General features: G+C 32.1%; 11 protein-coding genes and 1 tRNA gene. All 12 read right to left on the bottom strand.

The annotated features are described in order from the left end of the window. Positions 1–248: 248 nt before the first annotated feature. Entirely contained in the window at positions 249–1,577 is a 1,329-nt protein-coding gene (locus tag ACTCDL_RS08270; RefSeq protein ID WP_463175719.1) for an FAD-dependent oxidoreductase, read from the bottom strand. Between the two features lie 204 nt (positions 1,578–1,781). Beyond that, positions 1,782–3,014 (bottom strand): Ger(x)C family spore germination protein, encoded by a 1,233-nt coding sequence (locus ACTCDL_RS08265; protein ID WP_463175718.1) that lies wholly within the window; start codon positions 3,012–3,014, stop codon positions 1,782–1,784. A gap of 2 nt (positions 3,015–3,016) precedes the next feature. Further along, positions 3,017–4,099, bottom strand: a complete 1,083-nt coding sequence (locus ACTCDL_RS08260) for a GerAB/ArcD/ProY family transporter (protein ID WP_463175717.1) — start codon at positions 4,097–4,099, stop codon at positions 3,017–3,019. Further along, positions 4,092–5,663, bottom strand: coding sequence for a spore germination protein (locus ACTCDL_RS08255; protein WP_463175716.1), 1,572 nt, complete (start codon positions 5,661–5,663; stop codon positions 4,092–4,094). Before ACTCDL_RS08255 ends, ACTCDL_RS08260 begins: the two co-directional genes overlap by 8 nt. A 189-nt stretch (positions 5,664–5,852) precedes the next feature. Further along, positions 5,853–7,559, bottom strand: a complete 1,707-nt coding sequence (locus tag ACTCDL_RS08250) for a methyl-accepting chemotaxis protein (RefSeq protein WP_463175714.1) — start codon at positions 7,557–7,559, stop codon at positions 5,853–5,855. Then, positions 7,552–8,619: an HD-GYP domain-containing protein gene (locus tag ACTCDL_RS08245; RefSeq protein WP_463175712.1), complete on the bottom strand. Its 1,068-nt coding sequence runs from the start codon at positions 8,617–8,619 to the stop codon at positions 7,552–7,554. The genes ACTCDL_RS08250 and ACTCDL_RS08245 overlap by 8 nt, the downstream gene beginning before the upstream one ends. A 71-nt stretch (positions 8,620–8,690) precedes the next feature. Then, entirely contained in the window at positions 8,691–10,613 is a 1,923-nt protein-coding gene (locus ACTCDL_RS08240) for a HAMP domain-containing methyl-accepting chemotaxis protein (RefSeq protein ID WP_463175711.1), read from the bottom strand. Between the two features lie 419 nt (positions 10,614–11,032). Beyond that, a tRNA-Leu gene (locus ACTCDL_RS08235) sits at positions 11,033–11,119 on the bottom strand. A gap of 42 nt (positions 11,120–11,161) precedes the next feature. Further along, positions 11,162–11,842: a GntR family transcriptional regulator gene (locus ACTCDL_RS08230; RefSeq protein WP_463175709.1), complete on the bottom strand. Its 681-nt coding sequence runs from the start codon at positions 11,840–11,842 to the stop codon at positions 11,162–11,164. A gap of 136 nt (positions 11,843–11,978) precedes the next feature. After that, positions 11,979–13,643: an ABC transporter substrate-binding protein gene (locus tag ACTCDL_RS08225; RefSeq protein ID WP_463175708.1), complete on the bottom strand. Its 1,665-nt coding sequence runs from the start codon at positions 13,641–13,643 to the stop codon at positions 11,979–11,981. A gap of 590 nt (positions 13,644–14,233) precedes the next feature. Beyond that, positions 14,234–14,908 carry a hypothetical protein gene (locus ACTCDL_RS08220; protein WP_463175707.1) on the bottom strand — a complete coding sequence of 225 codons (675 nt, stop codon included), beginning with the start codon at positions 14,906–14,908 and terminating at the stop codon, positions 14,234–14,236. Between the two features lie 76 nt (positions 14,909–14,984). After that, positions 14,985–15,536 (bottom strand): oligopeptide/dipeptide ABC transporter ATP-binding protein (locus tag ACTCDL_RS08215; RefSeq protein WP_463175706.1); only part of this gene is annotated, 552 nt, incomplete at its 5' end.

Raw genomic sequence — 15,536 nt, 5'->3', positions numbered from 1 at the left:
TAGGAGAGAGTTAGAGTGAGGTATGAAAGGTTTTGATTTATTTCATTTTAGACTTGGAGATCTATATAGATAAACAACTTTAGAATGTAATTTAAATATGAGATTATATAGAGGAAATGAGATACTTTCATGTTGGTAATCAGTAATCTGGAACCAGTGTTTATAACTGATTCCCGATTACTGATTCCCGATTCCAAAAATTATCACACTACCTTTCTATTGTTTTATTCTAAAGTTGGATAACTATATTATTCAGCATTCAACCCTGCTAAATTGAGTAGATTCCATGGTTTATTAAAGTGTGGCTGGAAGAAGAAGTCAACAAAGGCTAACTCATCTACAGTCATCTTATTCTGGATTACAACTGACATGGTATTGATAGATTGGGTTAAATCTGTCTCTGACATCAGCTGAGCCCCTACAATTCTTTTAGTATCTTTTTCGTAAACGACCTTCAAGATGGCCTCATCATATGTAGGCATAAATTCAGGACGATAATTGTCTGTAACAGTTACTGTATCTACTTCAAGACCTGCTTCTTTAGCTGATAGTTCTGTTAACCCTGTAGCAGCAATATTATGCTTGTAGATCTTAATACCTGAAGTACCTTGAGTTCCCATATACTTTGTTCTCTCTTCTACTAAGTTTCTAGCAACCAATGTTCCCATACGAACTGCATTAGTAGCTAATGGGATATATCTATACTCTTCTGTAGGATTGTATCTAACTGCACAGCAATCACCTGCTGCTAATACATCTTGGTTACTAGTACGCATATAATTATCAACTTTAATTGAACCATCATCTAACATATCTATCTGACCTTTAAATAACTCTGTATTTGGCCTAAATCCAATACACATAATTACTAAGTCAGCTTCATATTCACCTTTATCTGTAATCACCTTTGTAACCTTGCCTTCATTACCTTCAAATTTATTGACAGTCTCGCCTAATGCCAAAGTTACTCCATGTTCTTTAAAGGCCTGTTCAGCCACGTCAGTAAATTCTCTGTCTAGATATTTACTTAAAATTCTATCTTCCATATCTATTAAAGTTACATTCTTAGCATTTCTTTCAAAGGATTCTACTAGTTCCACTCCTATATAACCAGCACCTACTACTACTACGTTCTTAGCATCTTTGGCTTTCTCGATAATATCATTTGCATGATAAAAGTTCTTAGATAAGACTATATTGCCTAAGTCTATTCCTTCTAAATTAGGAATGATTGGCCATGAGCCTGTTGTGATAATTAGCTTATCAAAATCATCCTCAAACTCTTCTCCGCTATCTAAATCTTTAACTTTAAGTTTCTTACTATCTATATTTACGTCTAATACATCATGACCCATTTTAGTTCTAACTCCTAAATCGGCTAACTCCTCTGGTGAAGAATAGAATAGACCTTGTACATCTTTTACTATACCCCCAACATATAATGCGATACCACAGGATAGAAATGAAATATTATCATTTCTCTCATAAACGGTTATCTCTGCCTCTGGATATAACTTAGCTGCATTGACTATAGCAGCAGTTCCTGCATGTGTACACCCTATAACTGCTATCTTCATTAATAGTCCTCCTTTTAATAATAATGATTGCTACTATCAACTTTATTATATAATATCTCACTTGTATTTGCAATTTAAATTATGTTAATAATTAGGTCACTTATACTTTAATTTGCTTTTTTTCATACTTTAGTATTCAAAGTATTTCAAAGTTTATAGTTTAATAGCTGAAAAATATACTTTAAATCAGCCTCTAGTAGTTGACTACTTTACGGTTCCAATATACTGTAACTTAACATCTACATCAACTATAGTCTCCATACTTCTAAAAACTTCATACCAGTTATCCTCAATCTGCTCCCAAGTCTTAGGGGCAAACTTTTGTAAAATAACTTTAAAATGAAAGACATCAGCTCCTAATTCCTGTTGTACATATTTAATTGTTTCTTTAATATTGCTTTCAATTTCAATCTTTGCTTCTTTTTCAATACTTTTTATAAAGGCTTGCTTTAAAGCATCTTTATAACGAGTTTCTGATTCTTCAGCTAAGTTAATCACAGCCTTAGATTTAATTGATATTTTAATATTATCCCCATCTACAATTGGTCTTAATTTTGTCTTTACTTTTTTTAGCTCTAAGGTTAATAGAATATTAGGATTGTGGCTAGCTCTGATTACAATAACTCCACCTTTAACTGCATTTCTAATCCATTTGGCATAAATAGTATGTATTCCATTTAATCTTCCCACCATCTTATCCCCTTTAAAAGCTGCTGCTCCTATTACTTTAATTTCATCTTCAGTAGAAATAATTATTGGCAAACCAAAATCAATCTGTGAATGAAGACTCTCGGCAACTTCTCCCAAATCTGTAATATGGGGCATTCTAGATGTTTTATTAGCATTCCTAGGTAGGTCAGCTAAGTAGGTAGCAGCATAATCATCTATCCTTGGTGTAACATCTAATATCTTATGTGCCTCTTCAGAAGTGACAAAAACCTTAGTCCTCCTTCTCATCTCCGGGTCCCGTAAAATCATATCTAAAGGAGGAATAATCCCCTCTCTAGCAATTTTTTCATTAATGATTATAACCTTTAAATGCTCATAAAAAGGTGAATAATTTAATCTAGTAGAAAACTCTCGATTTGCTTCAAAAAAAGAATTACCCAATAAGGTTAAATCCCAGGACCTAGTTCCTTCACCACCACCTCCTCCTCCGCCAATAGGTTTTACTTGAGCCTTGGGTAAGATTGGAATTTGGACTGTATAAGCATATTTAGGCTTTTCCTGTTGTAATTCCATCTTTTCTAATTTAACCTCCTGTTGATAGGACTTTTCTTCCTCATAACCCTTAGGAATTGGCTTGGGTTTATCGATAGCTATCCCTAAAACATAGCCTCGATTTTCGATCTCTTTATAATCCCAGCAACCTATTAAGGAAATTAGAAATAATAAACTTATAAATACTTTAAAATATCTGATTAAAAAAATTTTCATCTTTAATCTTTACTCCTTTCCTTAAAAAATTGAATAATTGCTGCTAAAGGGACTATTAAAAAAATTAGTAACTGCCCTAAATCTTCATTCCAACCTATAAAGTAGAAGACCTCTGAAATATTATCTGGATATAAAGCTATTAAGAAAAAGAATGGGATTTGGCTGAATATAATAATTCTATCCTTTCGTGTATTAAAAAGAGCCTTTAAGTTGAGTGTAGAAGCTAGGTAAAATAGTAATAAAGTACTAAAAGTAATAGGGATCCAAGCTGCCATATATAAACTTTCAGCTCTTTCTAGAATATTGCTTTCTAGCATTATCGATTTAGATAAAGTAATAGTAGGAAATATCAAATACTTGACTTCAGTACTACCAAAGGCCATAATACACAGCAATAAAATTATAGTATATACAGCTACACTGATACTAACACTAATTGCTATCCATTTTTTCATCTTTTTAAAGCTTTTAAAATAAGGGAGTACATAACCAATAATCCCCACCGTTAAAAAAGGATCTCCCATCTCACGAGCCCCCTTTAGTATTGGTATAACTCCATTATAAAAAACTGGTCTCAAATGAATAAATCTAATATTTTTTAAGGATAAAAAGACTAACAATAAAATAAAACCTAATACCAAGGGCAATAACATATCTAAAACAATACTAATTGTTCTAATTCCTTTTAACAAACAATATAAACAAGCTAGTATCATAATACTTATAATAAATATTATTGGTGTTGTGTCCAATAAAAAAATCCGAATACCATCGGTAAAAAGTCTGATCCCCAAACTAAAAGAAACTATAGTATAAACACCAATTCCAATAATGATAATTTTACCTAAAAACTTTCCATATATTTTTTCACAAATTTGAGAAAATGTAAAATTTTTATATCTAGTTCCTAACCAGTAAAACAAATAGCCTATTAATAAAGCATATCCTCCCATAAACAATACTGACAGCCAGCTATCATTCTCTGCATACTCTACAATAGCCCGTGGTATACTTAGAAGCCTGATACTAATCATTCCATGAATAATAAAAGAAAGAATATTGACACTCTCTAGTTCTTTACTCATCAACTATCATCCTAACCTTTTCAACATCTTGTTTTTTAGTATCCTCAACGTTTAATACCTCAGGTCTTTGAATCATCCAACTTTGCGGTACTTTAATAATAGTATCCTTTAAATGCTCTAATTTATATGGAGAAAAATCACCAAGATATCTCACCCCAAAACTCTCTAAAGAAGCAAGATGAATAAGTATAAAAATCCAGCCCATAAAGATGCCATATAATCCTGCTAACCCTGCCATAATTATCAAAGGAAATCTGATTAATCTATTACTTAAGGTAAAACTATATACAGGTATTACAAAAGAGGTTAAAGCAGTTAATGAGACTATAATTATTATTAAAGGGCTGACAATTCCAGCCTGTACAGCCGCCTGGCCAATTACTAAGCCGCCTACAATACTTACTGCCTGCCCAATAGGTCTAGGTAACCTAATACTAGCCTCTGTTAAGATCTCTAAAGTAAATTCCATAATTAAAACCTCTATAATAGTAGGAAAGGGCAACCCCATTCTACTAGAGGTTATTGTTAAAACTAAAGGAGTTGGTATCATCCCAGGATGGTAGGCTGTTAAAGCTAAATAAAGAGCTGGAAGTGAGGTTGTTAAGAAATAGCTTATGTATCTGATAATTCTCATAACTGAACTAGTAATACTTCTTTCATAATAATCGTCAGGACTATTTAAAAAGGTAGCAAAGGTTATAGGTGCAATTAACACAAAGGGAGTACCATCTACGATAATACTAATCCTTCCTTCTAATATACTCCCTACAGTCTTATCAACTCTTTCTGTAGCTAAAACTTGAGGAAATATACTCCATTTATGATTCTCTATCAACTGCTCTATTTGGGCGCTACCAACTATGCCATCAGTGTCAATCCTTTTAATTCTAGCTCTCACCTCATTAACTAATTCTTGGTTAATCACACCTTTTAGATAGATAATTGCTATATTAGTTCTTGTTCTACAGCCTACTTCTAGTAATTCTACTGCTAAGTTAGTAGTCTTTATTCTCTTTCTAATCAAAGATATATTGGTTTTAACTGATTCCACAAATCCTTCACGGGAACCACCAATAGTCTCTTCAGAAGAAGGCGATTCTATGCTTCTTGCCTCCCACCCTGTTGTACCAATCATAAGTGCCTGATTATATCCTTCTATAAATAATAAGGTATTGCCTGATAACAATGCTCGAATTAATTTATTAAAATCCTTAGTTACTTCTACTTCTAATACTGTTAATAATTTCTCGGTAATCTTCTTTTTTAAATCAATCTTATTATTTTCCTTATTATCTTCTGCTTGTAAAGGGGTTAGTATATGCTCGCCTATTAAATCTCTTTCTACCATTCCATCAATACATACTAATAATAAAGTTGTATTGCTATTTTCCAAATAAATATCTCTATATATCAAATCATCACTATGTGAAAATACCTTCTTTAAAGTTCTCCTATTTTTATCTAAAGACTTTGAGATAGGAATTGCTTTAATAGATTCTTTATTTTCTCTATTATTCTTTATGCTCTTCATACTTAGCAATCTTTTAAATTTATCTAATATCATTATTAAATACTCCTCCATTTATAACTTATCAATTAATTTTAACACTACTTTAACTTCTATCATTATTATCTACATATAACTAATATTTATTATCTATAAAATTATTTAAATAAGACTAATAGCCCCCATTCATCTTGAATGGGGGCTATTAGTCTTATAATCAACTTATCTCGAAATATCTAATCTATATTAAATTTTAAAATGACCTATTAATTCTTGTAATGTCTCAGACATCCTACTTAACTCTTGAGAAGAATTAGTCACTTCATCAGACATATTAACTACATCTCTAGTAGCATTCTTGATTTCATTGCTAGTCTGAGCCAAATTTCTGGTAGAAGTAGCAGTCTCTTGAATATAAGCAGATGTTTGTTCCGTAGATTGATTGATTGTCATAAAGATCTCATCTGTTCTTTTAGCAATTTTCTGGCCCTTGATTGCTTTAAGCTCTACTTGCTTAATGGCATCTAATCCAGTTGCAGATTTCTCTTGGTTTCTTTTTACTAGATTAGCAATATCACTTGTTGCTTTAGCAGTCTCTTCAGCTAACTGACGTATTTCATCAGCTACAACTGCAAATCCCCGTCCGTGCTCACCTGCTCTAGCACTTTCAATACTTGCATTTAAAGCCAATAGATTGGTCTGCTCTGCTATATTACTAATTAACTCTACAACTTGTCCAATATCCTCAGAAGTATTATCTAAGTCATTAATTATATTTACTGTTCTCTTGACTACCTGATTAATCTCTTCCATACTATCTACAGTCTCTTTTATATTTATAATACCAGCTTGAGCTTGCTTAGAAGATTCTTGAGCAAAGGTGCTAACCTCTTGGGTACTGATTGAAATCTGCTCAATACTGGCTGACATATTCTCAATTAAATAATTGGTCTCCTCTACTGTAGAACTACCTTCTTGAGCCGATGCAGATAGCTCTTCACTATGGCTTGATAACTCTTTAGCTAATGATACTAAAGTTTTGATTAATTCGCTTATATGCTTAGTTGTCCTATTAAAAGCATCTGAAACCAATCCCATCTCATTATCTCCTTCTATATCAAGCCTAACCTTGAAGTTACCATAAGCCATTCTCTTTAGACCTTTTAATATCTCAACAATATTTTTATTTAACTGTTTAGAAAATCTATTGGTAATAAAGAAGAGTAGGATAATTGTTATAATTAAACCAATGACTATAATCTTGATAATCATATCAGTAAATCCTTTTATCTCCTCTTCCTGCTTATGCAAATATGAACTAATTATAGATTCATAGGTACCAGATCCAATCCACAAATTAGTACCTTCTATAGGAGCTGCATATCCAAACTTCTTTTCAACCTCTCCAGTATTAGGGTTTTTAAAGTAAAATGTAACAAATCCACCACCAGCTTTAGCTTTTTTAATAAACTCTCTAACTGGTTTATTTCCTTTTACATCTTCAAAATCCCATAAATTTTGACCAACTAAAGCTGGATCAGAACCATGAGCAATTACATCACCTTCATAATTATATAAATATAAATAACCATCTTCTCCAAATTTACCACCTTCAGCTACTTCTTTCATTACCTTTAAAATTTGCTCTTCACTGACAGCACCTTTTTGTAACTCATATAATTCAGCTAGTCCTCCTGCCATAGATTCAACTACATCCTTTACCCTCTGCTTCTCCTTTTCCAAGATTGAAGTTTTAAATAAATCTACATCTTTAATAATCAATTCTCTAATATTATAACCTACCAATAGACCAAAAATGACTATAATCACTAAAAAACATAAGCTCATCTTAAGCAAAACACTTGTCTTGAACCTTTGAATAAAATTCATAATATTCTTCTCCTCTTCTCTTCTTCTCAGTAATATTAATTTTTGGTTCAACAACTTAATCATCTATAATATCAATATCTAAATCCTCAGATAGATCAATCTCTAACTCTCTATCCAATCCACTAAAATTTAAAACCTTAACGATTGGTCTAAACATCATAGCTTCATTTACCTTAGTTACTATTGCCTCACACCCAATACTTAGCTTAACCCTTGTTCCTAGGGGATAAGGAACTATCATCTTTAAAAATACATCTAATAAATCCCTATCCATTTTATTTTCTGTAAAGGTAGTGTACATGTATTCTATTACCTCTTTTACTTTGATTGAGCTACGATAAACCCTATCATTCATCATAGCATCAAATACATCTGCAATAGCTACAATCTTGGCATACTCATCTATAAACCTTCTGTTTATACCTTTAGGATATCCCGAACCATCACAGCGTTCATGATGAAAATAAGCGATGCGAGCTGATGATTCTGAAATCCCTTCCATATTACTTAAAATCTCATAACCATAGATTGTATGTTTTTTAATCTCTTCAAATTCCTCATCATTAAGTTTATCAGGTTTATTTAAGATTTTTGGATAAATCTTAATCTTACCTATATCATGCAAGAAAGCACCTACTCCTAACTCAAAGAGAGCTTCTTCATTATATCCTAGCTTCTCACCTATTACTAAAGAGAGTACAGCAACATTGGTCAAATGAAAAAATAATTCATCCTCTACTACTCGGACATCTTTAAGGCAATTTAATATCTTCTTATTACTAGTTGTATTATTAATTATATCAGTAATTATTCTATATAGCTGTTCTTGTTCATTATGATTTAATTTAATATTACCACTGCTTATCCTCTTAAAAGATTCTCTAGCTATAAGTATTGCTTCTTCTTTTATATTGTCAGGTATTATCTCAATATCCTCTTTCTTGATCTCCTTCAGCCTATCATCTTCAAGATAAATTTGATTTAGACCAAGAGTATTTAATTTATTAATATACTGTCTGTTCAATCTTTTACCTGCTTCTAATAATAACTTACCATCTGCAGTATATATCTTCTTAGCAAGTATATCTCCTTCTTTTAATTCATCTAAGCTAGCTAGATACACCTTTATAACCTCCTTTTAAGTATAGAAATTAACAACCATACTCTCCAATTTCAAAATCACAATAAATATTCTTAAATCTTAAATTTGCCTATTAAACTCTGTAAACTTTCTGCCATACTCGATAATTCTTGGGAAGAAACACTTAACTCTGTAGACATCCGCTCAATATCTTCAGCTGAGTTTGTAATTAAATCTGTATCTTCCACTAACTGCTGAGTAGATTGAGCTGTATCTTCAATATGAACTGAGGTCTGTTCACTTGCCCCTTTAATCTCTTCAAAAGCTCTACCTGTCTTTTGAGCAATACTCTCCCCTTCATTAGCTTTTCTCTCTACTTCTTTAATTGTATTAATACTATCTGTTGTTTGATTTTGAATCTTCTTAACCAAAGTAGAGATATCTTGTGTAGCTTTAGAGGTTTCTTCAGCAAGAGCTCTAATCTCTTCAGCTACTACAGAAAATCCCATACCATGTTCCCCAGCCCTAGCTGCTTCTATAGCTGCATTTAGAGCTAATAGGTTGGTCTGCTCAGCTATATTAGTAATTAACTCTACAATCTCACCTATCTCTTGAGAGTTGACTTCTAAGTTGACTATAGACTCAACAGACCTTTCTACAGCATGATTAATACCTTGAATACTCCTTATAGTCTTTTCAATACTTCTGCTACCAAAATCAGTCTGGGCACTGGTTTCTTGAGCATAACCTGTTACCTCTTGAGCACTGGCTGATATCTGTTGGATATTAGCAACCATCCCCTCTATCAATTGTCGAGTAGATTCAATACCTGCACTTCCTTCCTCTGAGGAAGCTGATAACTCTTCACTATAAGCCGATAGCTCCTCAGAATCATCCCTCAATTTTAAGATAATCTTATGTAGCTCATCTATAAAGGCATTAAACCAATATCCTAAACGCCCAACCTCATCTTGAGATTTAACAGTAATCCTTTTAGTTAAGTCACCACCACTTTGAGCCATATCTTTTAGAAACTCCATAACATTTATAACCGGCTTAGTAATTGCTTTAGTAATTACTACAGAAAAAATAATTCCAATTATTATACCAATTATTGATATTATTATTAAACGTATAACTCCAGATTTTACTGCTTCTTGAATCTCTATTTCTTTTTTATCAGATAAATCTTTAATCTTAGCAACTACCTCATCACCCAATTGAACCATATCTATTTTTTGCTTGTTTTTTGTCAATTCACTAGCTACCACATCATTAAAAGCCTCTTTCTCATCTTTTAGAGCATTCACTAACTCTTCTACTTTATTAATATCTACCTCTTCTTTGAATATCCCCTTTAATAATTCCGATTGAGCTTTATCAAAGTAATTTAAAGTCTTATTAATGTATTCTTGCTCTTTTTGGTCATTAGCAAAATTGATTACTAAATTTCTTTCTTGCTTACCCACTTCATTAACAAATTTAACTATCTTTTCAATTATCAATATACTCTGACGTTTACTTTCTATATCTGCCAAGGGTTTTTTCAGTTTTATGAGTTCCTCTAACTCTTGATTCTGCAAAGTTGATAATCTATATAGAGGCTCAACTATCTCCTCTTCTTCTTTAACAAATCTTTTTCTATACTCTTGTTGTTGATAAGTACTTTGGGCATATTCATTAAAGGCAGTTTTAAATCCCTCAACTGATCCTTTTATTTGTTCAACCTCCTTTATTTCCACCTCTTGATCTAGTTGTTTCTTCAAATTTTCTATTTCACTTATGGCTTTATCTAATAAAGTATTTACCTCTTCACCCTTACTTTTAGCACCAGTTCTCATAAATTCAACTTCATTTATTCTCATATCCAAGACCAATTCTGCTATATTATTTGCTTCTTCACTGATGTCAACCTTATGAGAGACCAACTTTAGACTAGAATAACCTACAAAAACCATTATAATACTCAAAATAATTAAAGTTGCAAAACTACTAGCAATTTTAGTACCTATACTTAAATCTTTGATTTTTTTCATTACTTTAAATCCTCCTTTATTTAGATATCTTGTTGAATAATTAAAATTTAATAACTAAATTTATATTTTTACTATAAACTCAATCCTAATTTTTGATACTTTTTTAACTTATTTATATATTAATTAAGGAAGAGGTTAACCTCTTCCTAGGTATCTATCACATAAATATGAGAACAGATCATCTATCCATAATTATCTGATATTTGTTATTTTATGTCGTCATAATCATATATTATACATTAAGTAATAAATTCCTCCAATAAAACAGAAAAATAACTAAATAAAAAAACATACCCCAAAAATCTGGAGTATGCTTCTAAGTTTCTTCTATAAAATTTTAATCGACGACTCGTTGTCCAATCACCGACTAACAATATACGACTATTCACTGTTAATTTTTAACTGTTAACTGAAATTATTGGTGCCGAGAGTGGGACTTGAACCCACACGGTCAAGTGACCATAGCGCCCTCAACACTACGCGTCTGCCAGTTCCGCCATCTCGGCAATTCTTTTATAATTATAACATATCCACTATGAAAGTCAATACTAAACTACCAATTCTCCTGGGAAGACCAGTTGAATACTATTGGCATCAAAGTAGAAATTTTCTACACCAATTGGCATCTTATCAATCAAGATTATCCGTTGACTTTTGATAATTGGGTCATCCTCTTTAAGACCTAATCTAGTTGCCATTAAAGGATTATATCTTTCTAGCTGTACTACATTACTTCTAAACTTAAAACCTTCAACACCTTTATTCCCAAATAACTCATACAAGGAATCTAAATTAGAGATTCTATCTTGATTGATATCAGTACTTAAGTAAGTGATAACCTCTTGTAAGCTATAAGGTCTACCATCTATTAGTTTCTTCTGAGTGATTTTAAATAATTCTTCCTCAGGATGGGTTTTAATTAAATCTTGACATTCAAAACCTGAAATTCTCTGTAGAATAACCTCACTAACTTGTACCTCTCCATCCTCTTTTAACAAGCGTACTGTTGCCTTTTGTAAGTTACTCTCCTTTCCTGCCAAACGCTGTTCCATGTTACGAGCATACTTTTCTCTTAACTCCATCAAAGATATATTTGCCTCTGATAAAATTGTTCTTACATATCTTGGGGTAGTCTCAACATTCTCAGCTATATCACTAATCTTTAGAAAAGGATCATGACGAGCAAAATTAATAATCTGTTCCTTTTTAGTTAACTCTTCCATCTTCATAGTTTTCACTCCTTTTATATCTTTCATCTTAGGAGTATTATCCCTAACTTATGCTATTTTATACATAGAAATTAAGATTAAGTTTAGGGTTAATCTAAAAAAGCAGTTGGCATAATGCCAACTGCTTTTTTAAGAATTATCTGTTATCTGGGTTTATCCAGACATTTGTTAATGGTAATGGATTTTGACCTGTCATTACATAGTTATGGATAAAAGGCTTAACCAATACTGGTGTAGAATAATAGTAAACTGTAATCCATGGTGCATCTTCAATAATCTGCTTTTCAGCTTTCTGGTATAGAGCAATTCTCTCTTTACCTGGCTTCATACCACGAGCTTTAGATAACATCTTATCGACCTCTGTATTCTTATAGAAAGAGTAGTTTCCACCAGAACCAAAGTTTTTAGAATGGAATAATACATGTAAGAAGTTATCAGGGTCTGGATAATCACCAATCCATGCCATTCTGAACATGTCAGTTTCTCCCCTATCTACCTTCTCAATATAAGTTCCCCAATCCATATTTATCAACTCTACATTAACACCGATTGCCTTTAAATTTGATTGAAGAGCCTCAGCAATTCTTTGATGCCCTTGACTTGTATTGTAAGACAATTCATAAGTTCCTGGTAAACCATTTGGATATCCTGCTTCAGCTAATAGTTGTTTAGCTTTCTCTAAATTGTATGGGTATCCTTTTAAATTAGGGTTATGTCCAGGCATTCCAGGAGGCAAGACACTATAAGCTGGATTTACAGTTCCATTCTTGACAACCCCTGCAATAACCTTCTTATTTACAGCGTAATTAAGAGCTTGACGTACCTTCTTATTATCAAAAGGTTTCTTTTGAGTATTGAAACCAAAATAATAAGTTCCTAATCTATCTACTTTAATAAAGTCATTAGCAAACTCTCCATCTGGATTCATTACTCTGTCAATTTGACCATCTGGAATATCACTATCCATTTGATAGATATTACCTTGTTCATATTCTGCAAAAGCAGAAGCACCTTCAGTAATAATTCTATATACAACCTTATCTAAATAAGGCTTACCTTGCACATAATAATCTTCATTTTTTTCTAGTATAACTTCAGAATCATGTTTCCATTCAACAAATTTAAATGGTCCTGCTCCAACTGGATGTTGACCAAAGTTTTCACCATATTTTTTAACCTCTTCTTTAGGTACTACATAAGCATTCTCCATTGCTAATACTGATAAAAATGGAGTGAAAGGTCTAGATAAAGTAATTTGGAAAGTATAATCATCAACAGCTTTTAGACCTGCTACTTTGTCAGCTTTACCTTCTATAAATTCTTTAGCTCCCTTAACACCTTCAAATAACCATGTACGAGGAGACTTAGTCTTAGGATTTAGAATTCTAGTAAAGGTATAAACAAAGTCATCAGCTTTTACTTCTCTTCCATTATGAAACTTAACACCTTTTCTTAATTTAAAAGTCCAAACTAAGGCATCTTCACTTATATTCCAGTCCTTAGCTATAGCTGGTACTACATTTAAGTCTTTATCAAATTGAACTAAACCATCAAATATATTTCTAATCACTCTACTCGATGTACTATCTGTTGACATAGCTGGGTCTAATTCTGGTGGATCAGATGGTAATCTACCATAGAAAGTACCTCCAGCTTTCTCTTCTTCAGTTAAATTCTTAACTGTTTTTTGCTTATTTTGATTCTTTTTGTCTACTTTTCCTTCTTGATTTCCTCCACATGCAACAACAAAAACCGCCATTAAAGCTAATACTAGTAATATACTTAAACGTTTTTTCATCATCTTTAATTATTTCCTCCTTGATAATTTTAATTTATCAATAAAGTAGTTGACTACTTTATTGAGACCTTCATTATAAATATCCCATTTTTAATTGAATTTTATAATTATTTTTACTAGATTACTAAGCAGTAACCACTTATTATCTTTATCTAGATTTACATTAATTACTTACTTATACAAGTAAATCTTAAAATTAATAATATTAGGCTATAGGTGTATTACGACACTTTTGTGTCAGGAATCAGAAATCTGGAACCAGTGTTTATAACTGATTCCTGACTACTGATTTCAGATTCCTAAAAGTATCGATTTTTACCTCTATTCCATCATTTCTTCTAATAACATAATCAATTCTAAAATATTACAAACTATGCACACTTATGTAAGTCATCTTGTCTTCAAAAAATATATACCATAATCGAAATAATCTCAAGTAATTACTTCAGATTAGGATAAAAATAAATAATTATAAATTAACCAAATTATTCTCATTTATCTTTAATTATAATAAAATTAACATCGCTTGTCAACAATTTTTAGATGAAATAAAAAACAGCTAACCAACTATATTAGGCTAACTGCTATAGTCACTAATGCTTACATTTGACTACTGATATCTGGTGATTATTCTCTTTTAGTAACAACTCTACCCTCTCTGGAATCATGTAAAGTAAATCAAAACCTTTTAATTTTTTAGAAATATAAATCTCTTTCTCTAAAATCAAAACAGGAACTCCACTACTAATTTCCAATAACTTTGCTACAATATCACTACTCATCTCTACTCTGACCTTATTCTCTGAAATCAAAAGATCTTTTCTATTATTTAATTCATCAAACTTCTGTAGCCCATCAGAGATAAAAGTAGTATTTATCATTATTGGGAGTCCTTCTTCTTTAAATATTACCGTTCTCTCTAAAAGATCTCTGCCCCCTCTGATTAAATCAGAATAATATCCAGCTTTATTTAAGACTGCTCCCTTTTCTTTAGTCACATCTAATTTATCAAATTTATCAGTAGAAAGAATATCTAACAACAACTTATTTGCTCTTCTCTTATCTTTTAGCTTTTGAGCATACTGCTTTCTTAATTTAGTTAATGATAAATTAGCTTCTGATAAAACTGTTCTGACATAATGGGGGGTTGTTTCAGCCAACTGGGAAATCCTTTCTACTTTTAAAAAAGGATCCTTTTGGGCTAAATAAATCACCTTCTCCTTCTTGGTCAAGTCATATAAAACACACTCTTCTACTACACTACTCATGCGATTGACCTCCTTATAATCTCAACTCTACTATTAAGTCTTCAACTGACTTATGAAAGTATTTACTTATACTAGTCTAAAAACTCAACTCCAACTCAACTACTCTTATTGTAGCAAAAGGGCACCTTGTATGAAAAGGACAGCCACTTGGTGGATTGATTGGACTTGGTACATCTCCCTTTAGAATTATCTTCTCTCTTGTCTTCTCTGGATCTGGGATTGGGATCGCTGATAATAATGCCTTGGTATAGGGATGTTTTGGATTATTATACAATTCATCCTTATCGGCTAGTTCCACCATTCTACCTAAATACATTACTGCTACCCTATCACTGATATGGCGAACTACACTCAAATCATGGGCAATAAAGATATAGGTCAGCCCTAACTCCTCTTGTAAATCCTGCATCAAATTGACTACCTGTGCCTGTACCGATACATCAAGGGCTGATACTGGCTCATCACAGACGATTATCTTGGGATCTACTGCCAAAGCTCTTGCTATTCCTACCCGTTGGCGTTGACCCCCACTGAACTCATGGGGATATCTTTTCGCATAGTTTGGCTGTAAGCCTACTTTATCTAAGAGATACTTTACCTTCTCTTCTCTCTCTTTAGCTGTTCCAAT

The organism is Orenia sp. (genome assembly GCF_055140805.1).
The sequence above is the reverse complement of the archived record's forward strand: the minus strand, read 5'-3'. Positions and strand labels throughout refer to the sequence as shown.

Bases quoted from the DNA above. Each gene is read 5' to 3' on its own strand.
- ACTCDL_RS08270 (WP_463175719.1), bottom strand. From the start codon at position 1,577: ATGAAGATAGCAGTTATAGGGTGTACACATGCAGGAACTGCTGCTATA.
- ACTCDL_RS08265 (WP_463175718.1), bottom strand. From the start codon at position 3,014: ATGAAAATTTTTTTAATCAGATATTTTAAAGTATTTATAAGTTTATTA.
- ACTCDL_RS08260 (WP_463175717.1), bottom strand. From the start codon at position 4,099: ATGAGTAAAGAACTAGAGAGTGTCAATATTCTTTCTTTTATTATTCAT.
- ACTCDL_RS08255 (WP_463175716.1), bottom strand. From the start codon at position 5,663: ATGATATTAGATAAATTTAAAAGATTGCTAAGTATGAAGAGCATAAAG.
- ACTCDL_RS08250 (WP_463175714.1), bottom strand. From the start codon at position 7,559: ATGATTAAGTTGTTGAACCAAAAATTAATATTACTGAGAAGAAGAGAA.
- ACTCDL_RS08240 (WP_463175711.1), bottom strand. From the start codon at position 10,613: ATGAAAAAAATCAAAGATTTAAGTATAGGTACTAAAATTGCTAGTAGT.
- ACTCDL_RS08230 (WP_463175709.1), bottom strand. From the start codon at position 11,842: ATGAAGATGGAAGAGTTAACTAAAAAGGAACAGATTATTAATTTTGCT.
- ACTCDL_RS08225 (WP_463175708.1), bottom strand. From the start codon at position 13,643: ATGATGAAAAAACGTTTAAGTATATTACTAGTATTAGCTTTAATGGCG.
- ACTCDL_RS08220 (WP_463175707.1), bottom strand. From the start codon at position 14,908: ATGAGTAGTGTAGTAGAAGAGTGTGTTTTATATGACTTGACCAAGAAG.